The organism is Streptomyces canus 299MFChir4.1, from assembly GCF_000383615.1.
Lineage (GTDB): Bacteria > Actinomycetota > Actinomycetes > Streptomycetales > Streptomycetaceae > Streptomyces > Streptomyces canus_C.
The window spans coordinates 20842-45033 of record NZ_KB911605.1; the positions used below are offsets into that span (position 1 = coordinate 20842).

The window sequence follows — 24192 nt, forward strand, 5'->3', positions numbered from 1 at the left end:
CGAGGCCGACGCTGCTGGCGCTCCTTTCGTACAAGTCCCATCCACGCGATACGTCTCGTCTTTTGGGGAGTGCTGATATGCAGCAAGCGCCGGCCGTCCTCCACCTTGGCTGGATGTACCCGGCCATCGCCGCGCTCATCCGTTCCGGGGCGGCCGTGACCTGCGCGGTGAAACCCGCCGACGCACCGGCCGTCCGCGCGATGGGCGCACGCGCGGTGGTGGTGTCCGATCCGGCCCGCAGCACCGATGTGCTGGCCGGACTCGACCGGGCCGGCCTGGCCCCCGATGTCTTCGACGTCGTGTGCAGCGGGATGGAGCTCTGCCTCCTCGACGCGGCGGCGGTCTCGGGCGACGCGACGGCGATCGCCCGGGCGCTGGCGATGCGCGACAAATTCATCCAGAAGCGTGCCGTCCGAGAGGCCGGGGTGCGGACCGCCGACTGCGCCGTGCTGGAGGCGCCCGGTGCCGCGGCCGTACTGCCGTCGTTCCCACAGGTGCTCAAGCCACTGGACGGCGCCGGGGCCCGGAACACGTTTCTGGTCGCCGACGAGCAGGACCTGGCCGCCGTCCTCCGACAGCCGGGGGTCGCCGCCACCGGCGGGCCCTGGCTGTCGGAGGAGTACGTGCCCGGCGTCGAGTTCCAGGTCGACGGGTTCGTGGAGGGCGGGGAGCTGCGGCTGTTGTCGATCTCCCGGTACGTGCAGAACCTGATCGAGGTGCACAGCGGCGGGCTGGTGGCCAACATCGTGCTGCCGCCACACGCTCACCCGGAGCTGTACGCGAAGGTCGGGGCGCTGGCCGAAACGGCTTTCAAGGCGCTCGGGCACCACGACGGGATCTTCCACCTGGAGGTTTTCCAGCACGCCGAGGACGGAGACATCGTATTCGGCGAATGCGGGGCGCGCGTGGGCGGAGGCCGGACCGACGAGGTCATCGAGCGTGCCTTCGGCGTCCGGCTGCACGACGTGTGGGCCAGGCTGGCGATCGGCCGCGCCTCCGGCGTCACCGGTTCCCCCGGCCACGTCGACGGCACAGTGTTCGGCGGCATGCTCCTGTCCGCACAACCGGGCCTCATACGCGCCGTGCCCTCCGACCGCGAGGTCCTGGACCGGCCCGGCGTGGTGTACGCCGAAGTCACCGCCGGTCCCGGCACGGTCCTGCCCGACATCACCGAGGGCACGCATCTGTGGGCCGGTCTCGCGGTCGTCTCCGGGGTGGACGAACAGGAGGTCGAGGACCGCATGCGACGGCTCGCCGACTGGTTCACCGCGCGGGTCGTCTACGAGGCGGCCGACTGAGCCAGCCGCGCCCTTCACGGGGGGCCTGCACGTATCGGCGGCCGAGGGGCGCGTCGATGAGCGCGCCACCGCGCTGCCCATGGCTCGCACGGTGGCGGAAGACCACAACTGCGAAGGACCTTTCTGATGTCCACGACCATCGCGGCCGAGCAGCTTCCGGCCACCACCCTGCTGCGGTTCGCCACCGCGGGCTCCGTCGACGACGGCAAGTCCACCCTCGTGGGACGGCTGCTGCACGACTCCAAGTCGGTCCTCGCCGACCAGTTGGAGGCCGTCGAGCGCGTCTCGAAGAGCCGCGGTCAGCAGGCCCCGGACCTGGCGCTGCTCACCGACGGCCTGCGCGCCGAACGCGAACAGGGCATCACCATCGACGTGGCCTACCGCTACTTCGCCACCCCGAAGCGCCGGTTCATCCTCGCCGACACCCCCGGCCACGTGCAGTACACCCGCAACATGGTCACCGGCGCCTCCACCGCCGAGCTGACCGTGATCCTCGTCGACGCCCGCAACGGCGTCGTCGAGCAGACCCGCCGGCACGCCGCGATCGCCGCGCTGCTGCGGGTGCCGCACGTGGTGCTGGCCGTGAACAAGATGGACCTCGTCGGCTACGAGGAGGCCGTCTTCGCGGCGATCGCCGAGGAGTTCACCGAGTACGCCTCGGCGCTGGGGTGCCGCGAGATCACGGCGATCCCCATCTCGGCGCTGGTGGGCGACAACGTGGTGGAACCTCACGCCCACATGGACTGGTACGACGGTCCGACCGTGCTGGAGCACCTGGAAACGGTGCCGGTCAGCGACGGCCTGACCGACTGCCAAGCACGGTTCCCCGTGCAGTACGTGATCCGCGCGCAGACCAGCGAGCACCCCGACTATCGCGGCTGCGCCGGCCAGATCGCCACCGGCACCTTCCGCGTCGGCGAGGCCGTCACCCTGTTGCCCTCGGGACGTACGACGAAGATCATGGGCATCGACCGGCTCGGCGAGGCGGTCGACGTGGCGTGCGCCCCGCAGTCGGTGACGCTGCTCCTGGAGGACGACATCGACGTCTCGCGCGGCGACCTCATCGTGCCCACGGCGGATGCGCCCGCCCTCACCCAGGACATCGAGGCCACCGTCTGCCACGTCGCCGACACCTCACTGACGGTGGGACAGCGGGTGTTGCTCAAGCACGCGACTCGCGTCGTCAAGGCGATCGTCAGGGAGATCCCCTCCCGGCTGACGCTGGAGGACCTCTCGGACCACCTCAGCCCGAGGCTGCTGAGGGCGAACGACATCGGCCGGGTGCATGTGCGCACCGCGGAACCACTGCCCATCGACGCCTACGCCGACTCCCCCCGGACCGGATCCTTCCTGCTCATCGATCCGGCCGACGGCACCACGCTCACCGCCGGCATGGCGGGCACCGCCTTCACGGCCCCTGCCGCGCAGACCGTACAGGGCGACGAGGGGTGGGGGTTCTGAGCTGAGCCGGGGCGCGTTCGCCGCCCTCGCCGTCGTGGCCGCCGACACGGCTCAGGGGACGACGCGGTGCGTCGGTCGGCGGCGGGGCCGTCTCGGTTCGGGGCGGTGGTCCTGACCGTCTGGCACGAGCCAGTGGATCACCTGCCCTTCGGCGTCAGCGGGTCGCAGGCCAGGCGACGTTGTCGAGGAACTGCTCCACCGCTGTCGCCACCTCGCCGAGCACATCGGCGGATTCCTTGAGGGGACGACCGGGCACGAACATGCTGTGATCGGCGCCCGCGACCTCGACCACATGCGGAGTGAGCGACCGGGCGATGTCACCGTCCCAGAACTCGTCGGCTGTCCCGCCGACGAGCAGGAAGGGCGCGGCGCTCTGCTCCAGACCCTTGATGATCTTCGCAGCGACCGGTGAGTTGGCCAGAAACGGCGTGAACCAGATGGCGGGCAGACTGTATTCGGCCGCTACGGGTGCCGCTCGACAGCCGAGCGACTTGGCGATGATCACCGTATCGCCGGCGCCGACTGCCGTCAGTTCTTTGACCGCTGAGGTCACCCGCGCGATGATCATTGCGTCTACGTCATCGGAGTCCAGGTCCCCGGCGCCGAGGTCCCACTCGACCGGGTACATGAACGCCTCGCGCCGTGCCGCCGCCTCCCGGTTGAACATCAGCAGGGACGTGCCCGGACCGTAGACCCTGCCGGGCGCTATGACCACAGACCGCCTGTTGGGCTTGCTGTTCTCGTCCGTCATTTCCTCATCCTGTTTCTACGCGATGGCTCGGGTTCGACAGGGGCGGGTGGTCAGCCATCTGGGCCCCGGCGGGCGAGCCGCTTCGTTTCGTCGATGCCGAGCACACCATTGGAATTCTCCGTGAAAACGGCGCCCCGGATGGCTTTGGGCGCCTCCGACGTCCTGCCGTAGCGTAGGTGGTTGATTCCCCGGGCCTGTGCGTACTGGAACGGCTGGTGGAACCCCACGCTGATGTACACCGCAAGGTGTTCTTCATCGTTCTCGCCGGACAGCCCGAACTCGCACACCTCCATCTCGTCCGCCCACACCACGGCTGTCGCCACACCGCGCAAGGTGGGCGACCGAGCGGTGAACACAATCACGTCGACGTCAGGATTTTCCTGCAGATCGGAATAGCGGAAATCCACGAATTCGGGTGGCTCAGGGTCGCCTTTGGCGGTGTGCTGGCGGGAAATCAGTTCGGCAGCCCAGGGGCGGGCTTCGTCCCAGGACAACGCCCCGCCGCCCGCCACTCCATCTGTCACCGGTGTCGCCGCGATCCTGCGTCGGTCCTGGCGGAGCGTCCTCCGCACCCGGCGGGGAAGCCTGTTCTCCCACTCAGGATCGGCCAGACCGAACACGTGGGCCTCACGTGGCAGTTCGACCCAGGTGATGCGGTCATCGGTGGCCGCGTCCAGCGCGTTCCTGGCATCGGCGTGCATGTAGGGGAACACCAGACAGCGGTCCTCGTCCGCGGCGAACCGGGCGAGTTCGACCAGGAGACTTCGCAGAGTGTCCGGTGTCCTGGACTCCACGTCGACGTGAAGACCGGTGCGCCGGTCACCGCATCCGCCGACCAGCAGCGACGCCCGGGGTGTGCAGTCGTCTCCGGCTCCGTCCGGCAGGCCCCATGAACGCGGGTCGTATCTGGGGTCCGGCCATGAGCTCATGCGGGACCGGTAGACCGGGATGGCCGCCCTCAGCCGGTCGTCTTCGGCCCACCAGAGGTAGCGGCTGATCCACCTGGGGTCCTGCTCCTTCTGAAGCAGGCGGGTGTACGAGGAAGCGAAACCAGCGGTTCTGTCGAGAGCGTCGAACTGCTTCTGGTCGAAGTCCGCGACAGCCGAGGTGAAGCTGATCGCCATGTATCCAGCCCTCCGTGATCCGGTGTCCAAGGTGCCGGCACATCCGTTCCCCGGCCGTCCTGGAGGCGCCGTCGGGGCGTGAACCCCGCCTGCCACCGCGCCGAGGGGTGCTGCCGAGAGACGGCCAGGCCGGCCGGCGACGGCAGGCAGTTCGGACAGGAGGAGCCCAAGAGCACTCTGCAAGAGGATCGGCTGCGGGTGTGACTCCGCTCCGGGGCGGCGGGGCTACAGGTTCATCTTCTGAAGGACGTGCAGCGACCCCTCGATGTGCTGCTCGTTGAAGACCGCGGAGCTGTTGACGTGCGGCAGGGGCGTCTCCGGGACGGGAACGTCCAGGAAGGCGCAGAGCGGCTCCCAGCCGTCCTTCGGCGACCATTCCAGCAGTCGCTCGGCTGGAATGTGTGCGCGCACCTCCTTGATGTGCCGCTCCATGACCGCGGCCACGACGTCCTCGTCGAAGACCTCCGGGTTGGGGCCGAACAGCTCGGCCCGGTTGTACATGCCCCGCAGCATCGTCGTATGCCGACGGATGTCGGGATCGGCGGCCTCCACGGCCGCTGCCAGGTGACGGCCCACCGTGTCGCCGTACGTAAGGCCCCAGATCGTGTCCCGGATGCTGCGGGCCCACGAGTGCCCGTCTCTCACACTGAGCAGGACCTTCGCTTCCGGATAAGCCTCGGCCAATTCCCGGTAATAAAACGATGCCGGGTAATCCACCGCCGCCGAGAATCCAGAGAATATCGCTTCCCAGTCCGGGTCGCCCTCGTAGGCGGATATCCACTTGGACATGTGGTTGTGGTCGGTGGGTATCGAGACCATGTGATAGCAGGGGCCGAATCCCAGCATTTCAAGCGCGATCTTCTGAGTGAGCGTCGCAGTGCGCGGCAGGCCCGCCCCGATTATCTTCATGTAACCTACTCACACTCGGCGTGAATGATATGGTCATGATCTACTCCTGCGCCAAGCACAATAGACGACGCGCATGAAATGGTGTACTGACAGGTGCCAGTACCGCAGTGCTTCCTATTCGCCCGGGGCGAACAGAAACGCGTCGCATTTCGCAGGAGCGGTTCTGAAAACCGAAGATTCAGGCCAGGTTTCGCCGGTCGAGAACCTGTGACGCGCCCAACCGGTCGGGACTTCAGATCTCCCCGAGTGGCCGGAGAAATCCACGCAGAACGCCTTCACCGGCGGGTGGCCGACGCGGTCCACGGCGGCGGCCGCCGGAGAACCGGACTTCGCCGCCACGGAAGACGATCTCGCGGCGGATCTGGTCGCGGCCGGCATCGCCGGCCCACAGCTGCCGCACTGGCCGAGGGCGCGAGTCGACCGGTTGTCCGCGCGGGCGCGCGGCGTCGGCAAGTCCTGACTGCTGTCAGTACACGCACATCGTGCCGACCGCTACCTTGCATTCCGCCGCCGTGAACGACGTGCACACCGGAGAGCACGCAGCGATGCTGTGGAGTTCCGGCAGGAATCTACGTTATGGGGAGAGATGTCAGAACGTACTGTAATCCTGACCAACATATGGCAGCAGGTTCTCGGCAACCCCAACCTCGATGAGAACTCTGATCACTTCGAGAGCGGTGGGACGTCGCTGCACATATTGCAGATCATCGGTGAAATCCACCGAGCTTTCGGTGTCGAGGTGAAGCTGCGTGACGTATTCTCGCACGCTTCACCGCGAAGTCTCTCGGATTTCCTGGAGGGCAAGCTGGTGCCGGAATCGGCAAGCGGGCCTGATATCAACCGCTGACGCATTCAAGCGTCACCCACCCGAAGGTCAGATGTGACAGTATCTCATGTCGGGGCCTCCCTGGGGCCGACTTCGCTCGCAGAAAAGGCAAGACTGACCGGAGACTTCGCCGACTGGCACAATCTGTTTTACCGGACCGTGTGGATAACCGGGACATTGGACATAGCTGCGGTCCGTGCTGCCTGGCGGCGGGTCTGTCGGCATCACGACGCCCTCCGCAGGACATATGTCTCGGCGGACGAGGCTCGCACGCACGCCGACGCTCTGAGCGAGGTGGAGTTCCACACGGCGGAGACGGACGACGAGGCGATCGAGCTGATGCGCAGCTTCCTCGGCACTCCCTTCAGTCTGGACGGCCCGGGGTTCTCGCGCATCGCCATCGTGCAGCGCAGCGAGCGAAGGTATCTCCTCGGTGTCGCGATGGACCACATCATGACCGATCTGCTCTCCTGGAATCGTATCCGGGCGGATTTCAAGGAGTTTTACGACCGGGCCCTGGCCGGCGATACCGGTGATGTGACGGGCGTGAACGGCTATCACATGTTCGCTGCGGAGCAGCGCCGTCTGTTCTCCGGTGGTTGGGGAGAAGAGCGCAAAGAATTCTGGCGCTCATACACTGATGAGTTCGGGGCGTACCCACCGCCCTTTCTGGCCGACGCCAAACACACCGGGGAATACCAATACAAGGTGATCGACCGCGCCCTCCCTGCTGATGCCAAGGCACGGGTGGAGGCGCTCTCGCGGCAAGCCCGGGTGACGCCCTTCGCAGCGGTATCCACCGGAATTCTTGCGGGTGTTCGGGAAGTCGCCGACGATCCCACGGCGGGGATCTCCGTCACTCATCACGGTCGCGGTCTGCCAGGTACCTCGGAGACGGCTGGGCTGTTCGCCCAAACCGTTCCGCTGCATCTCGGACGCCGGGTCACGAGTCCCCTTGAATCGGTCCGGGAGGTGTTCCAGCGAACCCATGACGTCTTCGAGTACGCACTTCCCCTCACCGTTGCAGGGAGGGCCTGGAACGAAGCGCTGACGGGGGTCGGCCGAGCGGCCGCCGGACTCTATCTCGAACTGAACGAGCGCCCGAGGTCCACGTATTACACGCCGTGGTTCACCGGCACCGAGGTGGAGTACATCGAACTCAGCTTTCCCGGCGACAAGGTCTGGGACGAGACCGTGATCGTCTCGTGGAACCTGTACGAGACGGGTCCACGGCTCGTTGCGGAGTACAACGGCAACTACTTCCCGGACGCGGCTGTGGAGGAACTCCTCGAAGCAGCCCAGAGGTTCGTCCTCTCGGCAACCACCGCCTAGCCTGTCCGTCGCGAAGCGCAGGCTGGACCCCGGACGACGGCAGACCGACCGGCCCGCAGCCGCGGCTAGTCCATGACCTGCCGCAGAACGGCGAACGAGGCACACGGCCGCGATCGCGCCGCCGATCGGGCCCGGGGCGGCGGTCGTGCAGACCGGCGGCCGCAAGTACGGAGGGTCGACGGTGTCAAGCCGATGAACGGTGACCGGAGGCGATCGAGGCGGTGCTGCTGGTGTGCCGATCCCGCAGCCGCCGAGGACCGGGCCACAACGCCTCTGAGTTCCGACGGGCCGCCCGAGCGAGCGTGATCGATACGGTTGGCCAAGGTCGCCGATCCTGTTACTTGTTGGGACTCACGGGGCCAGAGCTCTGGCAAACTGATTTCGAGTTTTAACAGGCACGAGTGCGGTGCCGTTTCTGACTCTCATAATCGAGTCGGCTTGATGCTGCAGATATGGGGCCGGCGATCGAAGCGGGGGGAATTTTGACTGACTGCGTCAATTTCCGTACTCGTCGCCGCGGCCCGGCCGTTGACACCGTCCCCCACGAATCGAACATATCGGCCACGAAGCCGCAGGGGTGGTGCCAGTGGCTCGGCCGGGCAATGTCGAGTGTTCCGCCACGGACCCTGAAAACCCGATGATCCGTCTCCTGGAGTGTTCAGACATGCAAAAATCCACTGCACCGAGTTCGCTGTGGCGGCCTTGGACGCCGATCACCCAACAGGCCCACTCGTTGCGGATCGTCGAAGCAAAAGGCAATCGCGTCCGCGACGCGGAGGGCAACTGGTACCTCGACGGCATCTCCGGCGTGCTGAACGCTTCCTGCGGGCACGGACACCCGCGGCTGATCGAGGCCGCGACCCGGCAGCTGGAGCAGCTCGTCCACTACGACCCCATGGTGTCCAGCCACGATCCCGCCGAGACACTGGCCTCCAGGCTGGCGGAGACCCTGCCGGGTGAGCTCAACGAGACGGTGCTGCTCAACAGTGGCTCGGAGGCCACGGAGGCGGCCCTGCGGATCGCTCTGCAGTTCTGGCGCAACAAGGGCGAGGACCGCGACCGAGTCATCACTTTCGAGGCCGCGTACCACGGCACCACCTACCTGGCCCAGCAGCTCTCGGGGCTGCCGTTCACGGTCAGTGAGTGGGCCCCGCCCTTCCCGATCGACCACGTCTCCCTGCCGGCGTCGCCTCGCGACATGCGTACCCAGGAGGCTGCCGACGCGCTGATCGGGCTGTTCGCCGCCGCACTGGAGGCCGGCCCGCCCGCTGCGGCGGTCATGGTCGAACCGCTGCTCGGTCTCGGCGGGTGCGTCGTCTTTCCCGAGGGATTCCTCGCCAGGCTCCGGCAGTTGTGCGACCAGCACGGAGCACTGCTCATCCTCGATGAGGTGTTCTGTGGATTCGGCCGCACCGGCCGGATGTTCGGATTCGACCACGACGGGATTACGCCGGACATCGTCACCATGAGCAAGGGCATCAGCGGCGGGTACCTCCCGCTGGCCGCCGTGACGGTCACCTCGTCGATCAAGGAGACCTTTGTCCGGGAGCCGATCGCCCAGGGGCTCCGCTACGGGCACACGACGGGCGGTCACGCCGTTGCGGCCGCCGTCGGCAACACCGTGCTCGACGTCATGGCCGAAGAGAAGCTGGTGGAGAACTCGGCCGCCCAGGGCGCCGCGCTGCTGGAGGGCCTGAGCGAGTTGCCGTCGGGCCCGCTCGTCACCGACGTCCGCGGACTCGGGCTGGTGGTCGCCATCGAGGCGGACAGTCCCGAGTCCGGCGACGCCATCGCGGCGGCCATGGCCCGAGCAGGTGTCCTGGCACGCCACGAGCGGGGCGTGATCCGGATCGCGCCCCCGCTGACGCTCACCGGCGCCGATACGGAGGAGATCCTCCAGACGATCGGGACCGCTGTCGACGTCACCGCCGCGGCCCGTGATTGACCCGGAATCCCTGACCGCTTTCCGGACGGAGTAGCTCCCGGCCGGAAAGCGGGTCGAAGGAGGAGGGAAACGTGCTGAACAGGGTTCACTTTCCTACGCATATCGAGTCACAGGATCGTCAGTATCCACAAAGGGAGACACAGGCCATGGTGCGGGTTTCGTCGGAGGCGACCCTGCAGGATATTAAGGACGAGCTGGAACTGGTCGTGGGCAGCGGAGGCGGCTCGACCTTCCAGGGGTCGGAGTCGGTGGTCCGTCAACTTTCCGAGCCCGGAGAGCTGCGATCTCTGATCGGACAGATCATCTCTGACGACGCTGCCCTTGCCGACGTCGCCGCGCGTTCGTACTACCACGCAAACAATTTCCTGAAGGTCGTGCTGCTCGCCGGGGACAAGAATCCCTGGAAGCTGCGCCTCCATGTGTGGCATCCGCAGCCGAACGCCTCGGGAATCATCACCGAGGACATCCACTCGCATCGGTGGGACTTCACGACCGCACTGGTGATCGGCGAGTACTTCGCTCAGGAGTTCAAGATCGGTCCCGGGGTCGAGTACTGCCACTTCAAGTACCGGCCGATCGGACAGGGCAACACCTTCTCCCTGGAGGAGCAGGGCAAAGAGCAGCTGTACGCCGCGTTCGAGGCGGTCATGCCGGCGGGGACGGTTTACCACATCAATCACGAGATTCTGCACTGCATCTCTCGGTCCGCCGGTAAGGCCGCAGCGTCGCTCGTCCTTCAGCAGCCCGCCGCGGAGGAGTTCACGAATGTCTACCGGACCTCACCGGTCGGCGATCAGGCCGTGACCGAGATCGAAGTGGAGCGACCGTCCGTGGTCCAGTTGCGGGAAGAGCTGACGACCTTCCTGAGCTGGCTGGACTGACCCGACAGGCCGGTTGCCCAGTCAACGACGGTTGCTCTCCCGGCTGAAGCCGAGGGGGCACCACGGCGGGGAGCGCCTCGGCGGCTCTGCCCGGCCGGACTCTTCGGATCACCTGTGCATCAGCCTCGGCCGATCGGATGCCGTCATCTGAGGAGTCCGGTCGTCGGTCACGGATGGTCTCCACTCGACGGAGCGCGGGTGTCGACAACGCTCAGTCCCTGTCTCCAGCCCGAGGAGAGTGCGCAGATGCAACAGTCACGCGAGATGTCCTCTGTTCCACGACCGCTTGCCGCCGGTGATTCAGAGAGCCTGGTTCAGTGGAACTCCGACGGGTACGACCGGCGAGTGACGGCGGAGCTCGGTCGGGCACCCGGCCCCGAATCGACGCACCTGTTCAAAGAGGCCGCACAGCGTCGGAACCTCTCGGGGGACGAGCTGGCCGCTGCCGGTGCGGCGCGCGAGGAGATCAAGCGGCGCGCACACAGGATTTCTGAGTTGCTCGGACACGTGGAGAGCCTGCCGCTGACTGCCGATGAGCGTTCTCTTCTGCGGCCGCCGTACGGTCGGGCCAACCATCTTCCCAGCCCCAACCGCCCCTACGCTCACCTCGCCGTGCACACCGGGCAGGGCGCCGTGAGCGTCACACCCGTCTGGGCGACCACGACCGGCGGCAACGTGGTCATGAGCACGGTGGAGAACAGGATCAAGGCAAGGGCGACGGCTCTTGACCCGATGGTCGCGCTGTCCGTGTCGGCCGGCATCGGGAACGAGATGTCCTTCGAAGTGGGTGGATTTGCAAGGCAGTCGCCGGACGCCGACCGCGAACTGATACGAACCTTGGCCGGGATGTACAGCAAGCCGAAGATCGGCGAGCACGTGGACGGCAACTACACGAGCTGGGACCAGCGGGAACGGAACGAGCGCATTCGGCTGGAAATCCTGGCCTACCGTGTGCGCAATGAGCTCGGGGACCACCCCGTGCATCGATCCGCCCCCTACGTCCAGGAGCTGGCGCCGAGATACAGCGATGCCGATCTCTCCCAGCCGCCTGGACGGAAATCCCACGATCGCTTCTGGACGACGGACGAAGATTCCCCCGAGGGTGAGTCCGATCCTCGTGAGGCCCGTGACGAGCTGGCCATCCTCGGTATGACGCGCCGTGCCAAGGAGAGCGAATATCGCTCGGTGCACCCCACCTACGGACACTTTGCCTGCTTCGACGAGCACGGCCTCCTGCGCTGCCGCAACATCGGGTTCGATCTCATGGACGTCGAAGGGGAGGCTCGAATCTCGTTCCTCGTCAGGAAGCGTGACTCCCTAGTCCTGCGAAGGAACCCCGCCGGTGCCCTGTCCGTGGCGAAGTACAGCAGCGGGAGCGTGTGGCTGCAGTCCCAGGGGCGGATCCACTTCCATGAGGATCCGGATATGCTCCGGGCCGCGATCCGACGCCTTGAGAGCCGGTACAACCGCGTTCACCAGCGGTTGGCGCTCGACCTGGGCATGAGCCAGCGTCCTTCCGAGGACTACATGCTGGCGACCCTGTCCCGGCAGACGGTCAGCAGTCGCTACCGCGAGACGGAGCGGTCACTGCGTTCCGCCGGCGTGCACAGGCGGTGAGGCCCGGCCAGGGCGGTAGCTGACACGACCAGGGCCGACCCGAGGTCGTGGTGATCTCGTGGGGCACCTGGTCGCGGCGATGGGTCCGCGAGGTACCCGACGCAACCCCGGTCGCGGCGATGGGTCCGCGAGGTACCCGACGCAACCCCGGTCGCGGGCGGAGATGTGCCGGTGTCTGGCGGCCGTCTGCTTCAAGAGGACTGCCCGTGTGTCAGCGCCTCGCCCCGGACGATCGGCTGCTCATGGTTGCGACGGGGCGCCGAGGTAGCCGGGAAAACGGCCTTCAGGGTCGCGGGCGTCGCGGATCTGCTGGTATTTCGACCAGGCCGCGTCGGACATTACGCGGTCGGGCCGCGCCGTGAAGTCGCTGTCGCCCAGGTAGCAGCCCGCGGAATACGGTGCTACGCGGTTCATCGTGCCGTCCAACCACGAACGGCACCGGGCGTCCTCCTCCGGGATTTCGCCGATCACGTACGCGGCGAAATACAGATCGGTCTGCACGGACAGGGCCATGTCCGGCGGACGGCGGGACAGCAGCGGGGTGAAGTCTCCCAGGACCGTGAACGTCCTGGCCGTGGGCAGGGCGGTGAAGGCGGGTACCAGCGCCGGGAGCAGCTCGGGGGCGGGGCCGGTCAGGAAGGCGTTGTCCGCGAAGTAGCGATGGAGTTCGGGGTTGGCCCGCAGTTGCTCGGTCTGCAGATCAGCGAAGTCCACGGGCTGGGCGACCTGGGACGTGATGGCCTTGTCGGCCACGGGGCAGGTGCTGAGCGGGGCCAACGAGGTGGGACCGCCGTCGAACGAGAGCGCGTCGATGACCAGCACCGGGGAGTCGGATCCGGGGGGAGTGCAGCTGACCGCGCACAACTCGACGGACGGGGGCAGGTCGTGGCGTGCCGTGAGGTACCAGCTGAGCACCTCCGCAGTGAGTTCGGCGGGGAAGACGTAGCTGGATTTGGTCAGTTCTCGGAACCGGGGGCGGGTACGCAGTCGGAATTCGGTGACCACACCGAAGAAGCCGGGGCCCGAGCCGCGAGCCGCCCAGAACAGGTCGGCGTTCTCCGTCTCCGAGCACCGCACCAGTTCGCCGTCGGCGGTGATCACGTCCATCGACTCGATGGACTCCGCCGCCCAGCCCCAGCCGCGGGTGTTCCAGCCAATGCCCCCCTGCAGGAGGAAGCCGCCCAGACCCACGGTGGGGGAGTGGCCTACAGGGAAGAAGCGGTCGTACCCGGCCAGGTAGGGATCCAGGTCCAGGCCGCCGCGTACCGCCGGACCGGTCGCGACGATCCCGCTGGTGGGGTCGTAGGACATCCCGGTGAATTGGGCGAGGTCGATGAGCAGGGTGTTCTCGCGCAGCGACCAGGCCGGCCAACTGTGCCCGCCTGAGCGGACCGCGACCTGCCAGCCCTCTGCTGCGGCCATTTTCACTCCCGCCGCCACATCCGCGGCATGAGCGGCACGCAGCACCGCCGCCGGCCGCCGGGCCGGCCGTCGTTGGTTGAAGACGCGCGAGGTCGCGGCGTCGGCGAAGCCACGGTCGTCGGACCACCAGAAGGCCCCGGTGAAAGCAGCGGTCACCATGCGATTCCCCCATCGGTCTGCAGCAGAGCAGAGCAGAGCAGAGCAGAGCAGAGCAGAGCAGAGCACAGAGCGGATCGGATCAGGACGGACCCGCGGATGCCTTCAGAACGGACCGGCTGCCTGCGAGCACTGCTGTCTGCGCGTACCGGTCCGCCGGGGGCGCGACCCGGGGCCTCAACGACCGGGCCGCCCGTCAGGAGGCTGGGTTCAGGATTCTGCCGATGATCCGCGGCTGGGTGCCGGCCACTCTTCGACTGCTGCTCTGTCCGTCGGCGGCGGCCTGAAGCGTGCCGCAGGGCAGTAGGTTATTGACGAGGGGGATGTATCCACACTGACAGCGGTCAGGATCACTCCCCGCGGTGCAGACGATTCTCCGGACGGGCGATGCCGGGACCGCATCAGGGGTCTGAGGCCGCGGACCGGTGGACCTGGGCGGTGCCGTGACCGTCCACGGGGTGTTCAGAGGGCGCGGCGCAGGCCGGTGCGGTCGGGGCATGCCGTCGAGTGCGGTGTCAGCCGGCCGAAGCAGCGCGTGGCCGTGGCCACATGAGGAAGGCAGGGTGTCCCGGGTCTCTCCCGGGACACCCTGCCTCAGGGATCTCGGGCTCAGGCGGCCGGCGTGGCCGGGGGCCGCATGCCGAGCCACTGCTCGGCGTCCCAGGCCTCGAACCGCTCCACCTCGATGAACCCCAGCTTCGCGGCGAGGCGCATCGAGGCGACGTTGGCGCTCTGGGTGGTGAGTACCACCGGCTCGCCGGGCAGGACACCGTCGAACCAATCGAGTGCGGCCGTGCACGCCTCGGCGGCGTACCCGAATCCCCATGCCTGCGGCATGAACAGATAACCGAGATCGGCCTTCCCCGCGGCGGCCGGCCGGCGGTGCTCCGTCGCCCTCCTGAGCAGAATCTGGCCGATCATGGCCCCGTCGAGTTCGACGACGAAACTCCCGGGCCAGCGTTCGGGCACCTCAGGCGTCTCGCGCTCAAGTTTGTCACGCGCGATGGGGCCGCCGAGATAAGTGTGCACTTCCGGCGACGCCAGCAAATCGATGAACGCCGCACGGTCGCGGGCCTCGGACTCACGGAGTACGAGTCTTTCGGTCTTGATCGGCTCAGGCGGCCAGGCGATGGGTCCCAGATGTGACATGCGCGTAGGCTAACAGCCCAAGTCGCCCTGGAAATAGGTTCCTTCCCGCCTACGCCCAGCTCGGCGCCGCGCGGATCGGGCAGTGCGGCCAATCGCCCGGCCGACGCCATCCGCCCCGGAGCTCATGCGAACAGTCCGATCGCGGCGGAACTCCGCCGGGCCCTGGCATATGTCAGTACAGATTGCTACACCGATCGGTAATCTACCGGTTTGAGGATAATAATAGGCCGCCGTGCGGAATAACACTTCCGCGATCCGGGGACAGGGAATGGAAAAGCTTATGCCTCTCACGCTGGTCGAGCGATTCATGCATGGACTGGAAATATCCCCGGACCGTCCCGCCGTGCGCATCGGAGCAGAGGTCATCACCTATCGGCAGGTGCACGAGAGGGCCTTGCGATGGGCGGGATCGCTGGTGGCGGACGGCGCGCCCCGTGCGGTAGGAGTCCTGGCGGGCAAGAGCGTGACGGGCTATGTGGGCCTACTGGCAGTCCTGTACTCGGGCGGCACCGTTGTCCCGCTGCAGCCCAGCTTTCCCGCTGCCCTCAGCCGCCGGATGATCAAGGTGGCCGGGGTGGACACGGTGATCGCCGATGAGTCCGGTCTGGCGGCTCTGTCGGAGATCACCGATGAGGACACCCCCGTTCGAGTACTCGACACCGATGGTCTCGCCGACGGTTTTCCGACGATTCCGGTGACTTCGCATCCGGAATTTACGGCACCGATCGAAGTGGCGTTCTCGGACCGGGCATATATCCTCTTCACGTCGGGTTCGACCGGTATCCCGAAGGCTGTCCCGGTTTCGCACGGTGGGTTCGCGCACTATTTCGATCAGCTCCTCAGGCGGTGCGACTTCGGGCCGGATGACGTGCTCGCCCAGACCTACGACCTCAATTATGACCCCGGCATCCACGACGTGTTCGCCGCGTGGGGCTCGGGTGCAACGATCCAGGTAGTACCGTCGTCGGCATACCGGGATCTTCCCGAGTTCATCGCGGAAAACGCAGTCACTATCTGGCACTCCACGCCGAGCGGAATCTGGATGGCCCGCGAGATGGGCGGGCTGGAGAAAGGCGCACTCGACGGCCTGAAGTGGTCGATCTTCGGCGGCGAGGCGTTGCGCGTTCAGGACGTCAAGGACTGGCTGGCGGCCGCACCGGGATCAAAGCTGGAGAACCGTTACGGACCGACCGAGCTTTCGATCGGCATCTCCTACCACCGCTGGTCGGGCGAGGAGTCGGTGGAGCGCAGTGTGAACGGTACGGTGCCGATCGGGAAGGTGCATGGCGGCCATGACTTCCGCCTGGTGACCGAGCAAGGGGAACAGTCGTCGGTAGAGGGTGAGTTGTGGGTCACCGGCCCGCAGATGACGGAGGGTTATCTCGATCCGGCCGACGACGAGGGGCGGTTCGTCGAACTGGAGGGTCGGCGCTGGTACCGCACGGGCGACCGGGTCCGCGCGAATCCGGACGGCGAACTCGCCTATATCGGGCGCATGGACTCGCAGGTGAAGGTGCATGGGTGGCGCGTCGAACTGGCGGAAATAGACCATGTGGTACGCGCCTGCGACGGAGTACGCGACGCGGTCACCGTCGTGAGGGCTGCGATGCACGGCACGGAGCTGGTCGTGTTCTACACCGGTGGCGAGGTGTCGGAGACGGCGCTGGCAGATGCTGTGCGCGCCGTGCTGCCCGGCAGCGCGGTCCCGCGCCGGTACATTCACCTGGACAAATTTCCTCTGAACCCCAACCGAAAGGTCGACCGACTGGCACTGCGGAAGCGGGCCGAGGAACTTCTTGCCTGAGTGGGCTGCCGGTCCAGGGAAACAGAGAAATCGGCGCCCGGCTCTCCGCCGGCCAGGAGGAATCGATCGATGAACGAGTACAGGCATACGGTCGAGGAAGCGGAAAGGTTCCGCAAGCACGGTATCGACCTGACTGTCTACCGGCAGAACGATCCGGCGGCGACAGTTGTCCACGTGCATGTCGAGCGGGGACACTTTCAGGAATTCTACAATGTAAGAAGTTCCTACATCTACTACATCGTCGACGGGCAGGGGACATTCTACCTGGATGGCGAAGCGGTCGAGGTCGGCGCCACCGACCTGATCTCGGTCCCGCCGGGCATCCGCATTTACTATCTCGGAAGGATGGAGATGGTTCTGACCGTTGCGCCGGCATTTGACGAGCGCGACGAACGGCATGTCAGGTTCATCGGCGAAGGCGAGAACATCGGGCCGTGATCGGCTGAGACCGCCCCTCGCATCCCGCTGATCTGCTGCGGTCACGAGCTGTGACGCCGTCCGGCGCACCAGGGTCCTGCGCGCCGGATGCCGGTGTCCACCGGGGGCGACGCTGCCGGTACCTCGGATCTGAAGCCCCAACAGGTAACAGGACCGAGGTCTGACGCGCCAAGGCTATGGTGTCCGGCATGGATCAAGTTGCTGACGCGATAATGCGGACGAGCCGACCGGGCCCTGCGGTTATCGAAATTCGCAATGGCGATATATCAGTGACCCTGCCCGAAGGTCATCCCGGGTACGGCGATGAGCGGTACATCGAGCGCCGCGAGTGGATTGCGGCCGCGGCGATATACGCCCGGTCCGGAGACCCGGCTCCCCACGTCGTGTACTCGGACAACGACCGTCAGGTCTGGCAGCTGGCCACCGAGGAACTGCGCGACCTGCATCGGCGCCACGCAAGCGCGCTGTATCTCGAATCGGTAAGCGCACTCAACCTTCCGTCGCACCGGCCGCCGCAACTTCGTGAAGTTTCGGACGCGATCGAGAAAGAGACCGGCTTCAAGATGATTCCGGCCGCCGGGAGCGTCGCGGTCAGGACCTTCTACGGAAGCCTCGCGGACCGGAACTTCCACGCCGCCCAGTACATTCGCCATGTTTCGCGACCCGAGTTCTCTCCGGAACCCGACATGATTCACGAAGTCATCGGACACGGCCCACATCTGGTGAACGACCGCTGGGCGCATCTGTATCAGCTTGCCGGAGATGCCGTACGGCGCCTGCGCAGGCCCGAGGCCGTAGAGCTCGTCTCGCGGATCTTCTGGTTCTCCATCGAGTGCGGGCTCGTGGCCGAAGGCGGGGAGCCGAAGGTGTGGGGGGCGAGCCTGATGTCTTCCACCAAGGAGCTCACACATTTCCAAAGTGCTGACATCAGGCCTCTGGACCTCGCTGACATGGCCAAGCAGGGCTACAACTCACACGCTCGTCAGCCTGTGCTTTTCATGGCCGACTCGCATGCGCATCTAGAGGATTTCCTCGGCGAGTTCTTCACCACGATCGACGACGATTCTCCTTACGCGGTATGAGCCAGACGACGGGATCTCTTCAATGAAGGCTGTCATTCGGAACTCGGAGTGCGCCGAGATCGGCGACATCCCTGCGCCGCCGCGTCCACCCGGCTGGGTCAGGCTCCGGGTGCTGATGGCGGCGATCTGCCGCACGGACGTACAGGCGGCCACCGGGCTCCTTCCGCTCGGCGGCAGGAGAGTCCTCGGCCACGAGATGGTCGGGGAGGTGGTCGAAGCCGACTCGACGAGCAGTTACCGGCACGGGGATCGTGTGGCGGTGGCGCTGCCGCTGATTTCGTGTGGGGAGTGCAAGGCGTGCGCGGACGGCGACCGCTGTGCTCACAGGCTCATGCTCGGTGTCGACACCGACGGTGCTTTCGCCGAGCAGGTCGTCGTGCCCGAGGCGAGCCTGTGCGTCGTGCCGACCGACCTGGCGCTGACGCGGGCCGCATGCGTGGAACCGATCGCAGCGATGTCCGCGGTTCTGAACGCACCGATCAGGCCCCACGAGCGGGGGCTCGTGCTGGGCTCGGGCCGCATCGCCGACCTCACGACCCGTGTCCTGCGGGCCCGCGGCTTCGACGGCGTCGAGACCGCCCCGGCCCTGGACAGCCCGGAAGGCGAGGATTTGGGAGGGAGGGCGGAGAACGGAGCCACCTGGGAGTCTTACGACTTCGTGGTCGAGGCGGCCGGGACCGACAGGGCGCTCGACTTGGCAATCCGGTCGGTCCGGCCCGGCGGAGTGGTTGTGCTCAAGAGCCGCCCGGCAGTGCCGATCGCTACGGACGTGACCCGGGCCGTGCGCAACGACGTGACGCTGGCCGCCGTTTCCTACGGACCGCTCGACGACGCGGTGCGGCTGGCCGGTGAACTGGAGATCGACGACCTTCTGGGCCCGGTGTACCCGCTGGCCAGGTTCGGCGAGGCACTGGCCCTCAGCCTGGACCGGCCGCTGGGGCCCAAGATCTTCCTTGTCACCGAGTAGGACCTGGTCCAGCCGGACGACGCGGCGGCGGATCATGCTGCCCTGCTCCTCGCGGCTGGTGTGGTCGGTGCCGTCGAGATGCACGTCGGAGGTGATCCGTTTCCGTGTCCACGCCCCTGCCCAGGTCGCCGAACTGCCGTCCGCTGCGCAGGAAAGACCTGCACGCCTGCGTTCATGATCCCGTTCTGGACACCATGACGTTCCTGAACGAGATCACCCACCGCTATCCCGATGCCATCTCGTTCGCGCCGGGCCGGCCCTACGACGGCTTCTTCGACATCGAGCAGATCTTCGTCCATCTCCGCGGCTATCTCGACCACTTGGCCGCCCAGGGCCGTACCCCCGCCGAGGTGCGCACCGCTCTCTACCAATACGGCCCCACCGCTGGTCAGATCCGCGACATCATCGCCGACTCGCTGCGTGCCGACGAGGGCATCGACGTGCCGGCGGAGTCGATCGTCGTCACGGTCGGCGCCCAGGAGGCCATGCTGCTGGTGCTGCGCGCCCTCGTCGCCGGCCCCGAAGACGTCGTCCTGGTGACCAGCCCCTGCTACTCGGGCATCACCGGCGCCGCTCGGCTGCTGGGCGCCCGCGTGGTCCCCGTCGACGAGGACGAGGACGGTCTCTCCCTGGCCGTCCTAGAGACCGTGATCGCTCGCGAGCGGGCGGCGGGACGGCGGCCCCGCGCCCTCTACGTCATCCCCGACCACTCCAACCCCTCGGGGAACACGCTGGACAGGGACACCCGCGACCGCCTGCTGGCCGCCGCGGAGCGTCACGGCATCCTGATCATCGAGGACAGCCCCTACCGCCGGGTGAGCCCCGGCCCCCCGCTGCCCACACTCAAGTCCCTGGACCGCTCCGGTACCGTCGTCCACCTCGGTTCCTACTCCAAGACGATCTTCCCCGGAGCCCGGGTGGGCTTCGCCGTCGCCGACCAGGAGGTCGTGGACGAGGACGGGCACACCGGCCTGCTCGCCGACGAACTCACCCGGATCAAGAGCATGGTGACGGTCAACACCTCCTCGCTGAGCCAGGCCGTCGTGGCCGGTGCCCTGCTCGCGGCGGACGGCCGCATCTCCGCACTCAACGCCCAACCGGCCGCCTACTACCACGATGCCCTGGGCACCGTACTGCGCTGCCTCGACGCCTGCCTCCCGGTCGCCCGCCGCGAGGCACTGGGGGTCCGCTGGAACCGGCCCAGCGGCGGCTTCTTCGTCACCGTCAAGGTGCCCTTCCGGGCCGACAACACGGCGCTGGCCCGCTCCGCCGAGAAATTCGGAGTGCTCTGGACACCCATGAGCTATTTCTATCCGGATGGCGGCGGCGATCGCGCTCTCCGGCTCTCCACCAGCTATCTGACCTCGGCCGACATCGAAGAGGGCACGGCGCGGCTCGCGGAGTTCATCGAGGCCGAGAGCGCAGTGGACGAGAACATCCCGGCGGACACAGCAAGAAGGATCCAGAACGACTGATTCGCCTCATTCCTGAAAGGCTGGTACTCGTGCACGACTTCGACAGGATCTGGCGAATACGCCAACGGCCGCGCAGCAAGCGCCGGATGTGGGGGTGGACCTTCCGATGACCATCACCCTCGAAGCCGGCGACGGCGTTCTCGTCGCGGAGCATCGTCCGCGCATCATCAGTGTCGGCACCGCGGTGCCTCCGGTCTCCTACTCCCAGCAGGAGGTCCTGGACGCCTTCGCGATCAGCGACCCGAAGATCACCTCCGTCTTCCGCAACAGCGCCATCGACCGGCGCCACCTCGTCCTGCCCGAGCCCGGCCCCGACGGCATCCGCAGTGCCGAGGAACAGGGCGACCTCCTCGACAAACACAGGAGATCGGCCGTCGAGACGGGCGCCGAGGCGCTTCGCACCTGTCTCAAGCGGGCCGGCGCCGACCTGTCCGACCTGCGCCACCTCTGCTGTGTCACCTCCACGGGCTTTCTCACCCCCGGCATCAGCGCGCTGCTCATCCGCGAGCTCGGCATCGACCGGCACTGCTCGCGCAGCGACATCGTCGGCATGGGCTGCAACGCCGGCCTCAACGCCCTCAACCTGGTGTCGGGCTGGTCTGCCGCCCACCCCGGGGAGCTGGCCGTGATGCTGTGCACGGAGGCGTGCTCCGCCGCCTACGCCATGGACTCCTCCATGCAGACCGCGGTCGTCAACAGCCTCTTCGGCGACGGTGCGGCCGCGATCGCGCTCGTCTCCGGCCCCGACGACATGGGTGCCGTCGGCGGCGAGGGACCCACCCTCCTCAAGTTCGCCAGCTGCATCATCCCCGAGGCCGTCGGCGCGATGCGCTACGACTGGGACCGCGACCTGGGGCGCTTCAGCTTCTACCTCGACCCCCAGGTGCCCTATGTGGTCGGCGCGCACGCGGAGATCGTCGTCGACCGGCTGCTCTCCGGTACCGGGCTGCGCCGCAGCGACATCCGGCACTGGCTGGTGCACTCCGGCGGCAAGAAGGTCATCGACTCGGTCGTCGTCAACCTCGGCCTCACCCGCCACGACCTGCGGCACACCGTCGGTGTGCTGCGGGACTACGGCAACGTGTCGAGCGGGTCGTTCCTCTTCTCCTACGAGCGGCTGCTCGACGAGAAGACCGCCGAGCCCGGCGACTACGGGGTGCTCATGACGATGGGTCCGGGGTCCACCCTCGAGACGGTACTGGTGCAGTGGTGAGGGGAGACGTGTCCGTGGACGAAGCACTGACTCTGGCCGTGGACGGCCGCCGGCCGCCGACACCGGGGGCCGTGAAGGAACTCGCGGCGCTCTGCGACCGGGTGGAGGACGGCGGCCCCGGCGTTGCCGTGCTGCGGGTGAGCGGTGCGCCCGCCCCCGGCTGGACGAACGACCTCGACACGGCCCTTGTCACCAAGTGGGAGCGCACCCTGCGACGATTCGAGCGCCTCCCCGCCGCGACCGTCGCCGTCGCCGTCGGCGACACCGGCGGCACCGCCCTCGACGCCTTCCTCGCCGCCGACCTGCGCCTGGCAGCACCCGGCACCCGGCTGGCGCTGCCCTTTGACGGTGAGGCCACCTGGCCCGGCATGGCCGCCTTCCGGCTGGTCCGCCTGCTCGGCGCGGGCGCCGCGCGCCGGGCCGTCCTCTTCGGCGACCCCATCGGCGCCGAGCAGGCCCTTGCCCTCGGCCTCGCCGACGAACTGGCGGACGACCCGGATGCCGCCCTGGCCGACCTGGTCCTCCGCTACGGCGACGGCGGCGGCAGCGAACTCGCCGTCCGCCGCCAGCTCCTCCTGGACGCGTCCACCACGCCGTTCGAGGACGCGCTCGGCTCCCATCTGGCCGCCTGCGACCGCGCCCTGCGCCGTGCCGTCGCCCGGGAGTCGGCGTGACCAACGCCCTGAGCGCCGGGGCGCCAGATCTGCCGGGCCTGCGGGCCGTCACGGAGGCCGCCGACGCGGCGGACCGCGTGCTCGCCGGACTTCCGCGCCCGGCGAGCCGCGGCCCCGCCGCGCGGGAGGCGGCCGAGGCGGCGAAGGACACCGCCCGGGCCGAGCGTTTCCGCTTCCTGGAGTCCCATGCCGAGGCCGTGTACGGCCATCTGACCGGGGGCGGCACCCGCGCCCTCCGCCTCGACGAGCTGGTCGAGGCGGCGGCCGCCGCCTACCCCGGCCTCGTGCCCGGCCCCGGGCGGATCGCCGAGGAGCGCACCCGGCCACAGGCCGACAAAGAGGGCCACGAGATCGACCAGGGCATCCTGCTGCGCGCGGTGCTCCGCTCGCCGGTCGCGGGCCCGCACTTGCTCGACGCGATGCTCCGCCCCACCGCCCGCGCGATGCGGCTGCTCCCCGAATTCCAGCGCACGGGCGTACTGGAGACGGAGTCCGTCCACGTGGAGCGCCGCGACGGCGTCGCCCGCCTGACGCTCTGTCGGGGCGACCGGCTCAACGCCGAGGACGAACAGCAGGTCGACGACATGGAGACCGCCGTCGATCTCGCCCTGCTCGACCCCGACATCCGGGTCGGCCTGATACGCGGCGGTGAAATGACCCACCCCCGCTACCGGGGCAGGCGCGTCTTCAGCGCCGGCATCAACCTCAAGAGCCTCAGCTCCGGCGACATCCCACTGGTCGGCTTCCTGCTCCGCCGCGAACTCGGCTATCTCCGCAAGATCGCCCACGGCCTCTCCCTCGGTGACACCGCGACCTGGCACACCCAGCACGCCGGCAAGCCCTGGCTGGCCGCGGTCGACGGGTTCGCCATCGGCGGCGGGATGCAGGTATTGCTCGTCATCGACCATGTCGTCGCCGCCTCGGACGCGTACTTCAGCCTGCCCGCCGCCAAGGAAGGCATCGTTCCGGGAGCCGGCAACTACCGCCTCGCACGCTTCACCGGCCCCCGGCTGGCCCGCCAGATCATCCTGGGCGGCCGGCGCATCCGGGCGGCGGAGCCGGAGGCCCGGCTGCTGGTCGATGAGGTCGTCGAGCCCGAGGAGATGGACGCCGCGATCGAACGCGGCCTGGACGGTCTCGACGGCGAGGCCGTCCTCGCCAACCGCCGGATGCTCAACTTCGCCGAAGAGTCGGAGGCCGGATTCCGCACCTACATGGCCGAGTTCGCCCTCCAGCAGGCCCTGCGGATCTACGGCCAGGACGTCATCGGCAAGGTCGGCCGGTTCGCGGCGGGGAGTGCGTGAGCCGCCGACAGCGCCGGACCTACCGCTCAACCGGGACCCGGGTCACCTCAGTACGACGCGGCCCGGCCGGTTCCGGTGATCCGCCCGGCGGCGCCACTAACCGGCCGCGCCAAGGCCCGTCGTAGCTCTTCGCGACCTCGACGAAGAATAGGCCCGGCAACCCAGAAAAGGCGGTCAGCACAGGAGAGTTGGTATCCACCACGAGATCGTGATGCCGCTCGCGACGTCACCTGCCCGGAAATGCCCGCAAGTTGCCATCTGCGGTCTTCGGTGAGCGGCTCATTCCGTCTTGCGGCTCCGGCGGGGCTGCAGGGGCGGCGAATGGAACCCGCCCACCACTTCTCCAGAGGCAACCCTGTTCGCG

The 24192-nt window shown here is 67.6% G+C and carries 20 protein-coding genes; 15 read left to right on the plus strand and 5 right to left on the minus strand.

The window, feature by feature from the left end:
• The first annotated feature begins 77 nt into the window (after positions 1-77).
• Entirely contained in the window at positions 78-1298 is a 1221-nt protein-coding gene (locus H293_RS0134775) for an ATP-grasp domain-containing protein (protein ID WP_020122430.1), read from the plus strand.
• Between the two features lie 126 nt (positions 1299-1424).
• Positions 1425-2759 carry a sulfate adenylyltransferase subunit 1 gene (locus H293_RS0134780; RefSeq protein WP_020122431.1) on the plus strand — a complete coding sequence of 445 codons (1335 nt, stop codon included), beginning with the start codon at positions 1425-1427 and terminating at the stop codon, positions 2757-2759.
• Between the two features lie 154 nt (positions 2760-2913).
• On the opposite strand, the gene H293_RS0134785 is transcribed toward H293_RS0134780, so the two are convergent.
• The 3 genes from H293_RS0134785 to H293_RS50580 all read right to left on the minus strand — a co-directional run bounded on the left by H293_RS0134785 (position 2914) and on the right by H293_RS50580 (position 5543).
• Entirely contained in the window at positions 2914-3510 is a 597-nt protein-coding gene (locus H293_RS0134785; protein ID WP_020122432.1) for an alpha/beta hydrolase, read from the minus strand.
• A gap of 50 nt (positions 3511-3560) precedes the next feature.
• On the minus strand, positions 3561-4634 hold the full coding sequence (locus tag H293_RS0134790; protein WP_020122433.1) for a hypothetical protein: 1074 nt from the start codon (positions 4632-4634) through the stop codon (positions 3561-3563).
• Between the two features lie 225 nt (positions 4635-4859).
• A complete protein-coding gene (locus H293_RS50580) occupies positions 4860-5543 on the minus strand; it encodes a sulfotransferase family protein (RefSeq protein ID WP_020122434.1) in 684 nt (227 codons plus the stop codon).
• A 586-nt stretch (positions 5544-6129) separates the two neighbouring features.
• On the opposite strand from H293_RS50580, the gene H293_RS55530 reads away from it, so the two are divergent.
• From H293_RS55530 to H293_RS0134820, 5 genes are all read left to right on the plus strand, one after another.
• Entirely contained in the window at positions 6130-6390 is a 261-nt protein-coding gene (locus H293_RS55530) for an acyl carrier protein (protein ID WP_078612757.1), read from the plus strand.
• 33 nt (positions 6391-6423) lie between these two features.
• Positions 6424-7701: a condensation domain-containing protein gene (locus tag H293_RS0134805; protein WP_028808462.1), complete on the plus strand. Its 1278-nt coding sequence runs from the start codon at positions 6424-6426 to the stop codon at positions 7699-7701.
• Between the two features lie 664 nt (positions 7702-8365).
• Entirely contained in the window at positions 8366-9646 is a 1281-nt protein-coding gene (locus tag H293_RS0134810; RefSeq protein WP_033415999.1) for an aminotransferase family protein, read from the plus strand.
• A 71-nt stretch (positions 9647-9717) separates the two neighbouring features.
• The gene (locus tag H293_RS0134815; RefSeq protein WP_259294590.1) at positions 9718-10527 is read left to right on the plus strand and encodes a hypothetical protein; all 810 of its coding nucleotides are present in this window, start codon (positions 9718-9720) and stop codon (positions 10525-10527) included.
• A gap of 246 nt (positions 10528-10773) precedes the next feature.
• Positions 10774-12144 carry a pyridoxamine 5'-phosphate oxidase family protein gene (locus H293_RS0134820; protein ID WP_028808464.1) on the plus strand — a complete coding sequence of 457 codons (1371 nt, stop codon included), beginning with the start codon at positions 10774-10776 and terminating at the stop codon, positions 12142-12144.
• A 240-nt stretch (positions 12145-12384) separates the two neighbouring features.
• On the opposite strand, the gene H293_RS0134825 is transcribed toward H293_RS0134820, so the two are convergent.
• Positions 12385-13725 (minus strand): FAD-binding oxidoreductase, encoded by a 1341-nt coding sequence (locus H293_RS0134825; protein ID WP_020122440.1) that lies wholly within the window; start codon positions 13723-13725, stop codon positions 12385-12387.
• A 606-nt stretch (positions 13726-14331) separates the two neighbouring features.
• Positions 14332-14871: a GNAT family N-acetyltransferase gene (locus H293_RS0134830; RefSeq protein ID WP_020122441.1), complete on the minus strand. Its 540-nt coding sequence runs from the start codon at positions 14869-14871 to the stop codon at positions 14332-14334.
• Between the two features lie 280 nt (positions 14872-15151).
• On the opposite strand from H293_RS0134830, the gene H293_RS0134835 reads away from it, so the two are divergent.
• The 8 genes from H293_RS0134835 to dpgC all read left to right on the plus strand — a co-directional run bounded on the left by H293_RS0134835 (position 15152) and on the right by dpgC (position 23828).
• On the plus strand, positions 15152-16675 hold the full coding sequence (locus H293_RS0134835) for an AMP-binding protein (RefSeq protein ID WP_020122442.1): 1524 nt from the start codon (positions 15152-15154) through the stop codon (positions 16673-16675).
• A gap of 69 nt (positions 16676-16744) precedes the next feature.
• Entirely contained in the window at positions 16745-17113 is a 369-nt protein-coding gene (locus H293_RS0134840) for a cupin domain-containing protein (RefSeq protein ID WP_020122443.1), read from the plus strand.
• Between the two features lie 269 nt (positions 17114-17382).
• Positions 17383-18195 (plus strand): phenylalanine 4-monooxygenase, encoded by an 813-nt coding sequence (locus tag H293_RS0134845; protein WP_199790233.1) that lies wholly within the window; start codon positions 17383-17385, stop codon positions 18193-18195.
• A gap of 22 nt (positions 18196-18217) precedes the next feature.
• Positions 18218-19162, plus strand: coding sequence for a zinc-dependent alcohol dehydrogenase (locus H293_RS0134850; RefSeq protein WP_020122445.1), 945 nt, complete (start codon positions 18218-18220; stop codon positions 19160-19162).
• A gap of 104 nt (positions 19163-19266) precedes the next feature.
• Positions 19267-20637 carry an aminotransferase-like domain-containing protein gene (locus H293_RS50585; RefSeq protein ID WP_078612758.1) on the plus strand — a complete coding sequence of 457 codons (1371 nt, stop codon included), beginning with the start codon at positions 19267-19269 and terminating at the stop codon, positions 20635-20637.
• A 106-nt stretch (positions 20638-20743) separates the two neighbouring features.
• Positions 20744-21850 carry a 3,5-dihydroxyphenylacetyl-CoA synthase DpgA gene (gene dpgA / locus H293_RS0134860; RefSeq protein ID WP_028808467.1) on the plus strand — a complete coding sequence of 369 codons (1107 nt, stop codon included), beginning with the start codon at positions 20744-20746 and terminating at the stop codon, positions 21848-21850.
• Between the two features lie 14 nt (positions 21851-21864).
• Complete coding sequence (dpgB, locus tag H293_RS0134865; RefSeq protein ID WP_028808468.1) at positions 21865-22524, plus strand: enoyl-CoA-hydratase DpgB; 660 nt, start codon at positions 21865-21867, stop codon at positions 22522-22524.
• On the plus strand, positions 22521-23828 hold the full coding sequence (gene dpgC, locus H293_RS0134870) for a (3,5-dihydroxyphenyl)acetyl-CoA 1,2-dioxygenase DpgC (RefSeq protein ID WP_020122449.1): 1308 nt from the start codon (positions 22521-22523) through the stop codon (positions 23826-23828). The genes dpgB and dpgC overlap by 4 nt, the downstream gene beginning before the upstream one ends.
• Positions 23829-24192 lie beyond the last annotated feature (364 nt).

Bases quoted from the DNA above. Each gene is read 5' to 3' on its own strand.
- H293_RS0134775 (WP_020122430.1), top strand. From the start codon at position 78: ATGCAGCAAGCGCCGGCCGTCCTCCACCTTGGCTGGATGTACCCGGCC.
- H293_RS0134780 (WP_020122431.1), top strand. From the start codon at position 1,425: ATGTCCACGACCATCGCGGCCGAGCAGCTTCCGGCCACCACCCTGCTG.
- H293_RS0134785 (WP_020122432.1), bottom strand. From the start codon at position 3,510: ATGACGGACGAGAACAGCAAGCCCAACAGGCGGTCTGTGGTCATAGCG.
- H293_RS0134790 (WP_020122433.1), bottom strand. From the start codon at position 4,634: ATGGCGATCAGCTTCACCTCGGCTGTCGCGGACTTCGACCAGAAGCAG.
- H293_RS50580 (WP_020122434.1), bottom strand. From the start codon at position 5,543: ATGAAGATAATCGGGGCGGGCCTGCCGCGCACTGCGACGCTCACTCAG.
- H293_RS55530 (WP_078612757.1), top strand. From the start codon at position 6,130: ATGTCAGAACGTACTGTAATCCTGACCAACATATGGCAGCAGGTTCTC.
- H293_RS0134810 (WP_033415999.1), top strand. From the start codon at position 8,366: ATGCAAAAATCCACTGCACCGAGTTCGCTGTGGCGGCCTTGGACGCCG.
- H293_RS0134820 (WP_028808464.1), top strand. From the start codon at position 10,774: ATGCAACAGTCACGCGAGATGTCCTCTGTTCCACGACCGCTTGCCGCC.
- H293_RS0134825 (WP_020122440.1), bottom strand. From the start codon at position 13,725: ATGGTGACCGCTGCTTTCACCGGGGCCTTCTGGTGGTCCGACGACCGT.
- H293_RS0134830 (WP_020122441.1), bottom strand. From the start codon at position 14,871: ATGTCACATCTGGGACCCATCGCCTGGCCGCCTGAGCCGATCAAGACC.
- H293_RS0134835 (WP_020122442.1), top strand. From the start codon at position 15,152: ATGCCTCTCACGCTGGTCGAGCGATTCATGCATGGACTGGAAATATCC.
- H293_RS0134840 (WP_020122443.1), top strand. From the start codon at position 16,745: ATGAACGAGTACAGGCATACGGTCGAGGAAGCGGAAAGGTTCCGCAAG.
- H293_RS0134850 (WP_020122445.1), top strand. From the start codon at position 18,218: ATGAAGGCTGTCATTCGGAACTCGGAGTGCGCCGAGATCGGCGACATC.
- dpgA (WP_028808467.1), top strand. From the start codon at position 20,744: ATGACCATCACCCTCGAAGCCGGCGACGGCGTTCTCGTCGCGGAGCAT.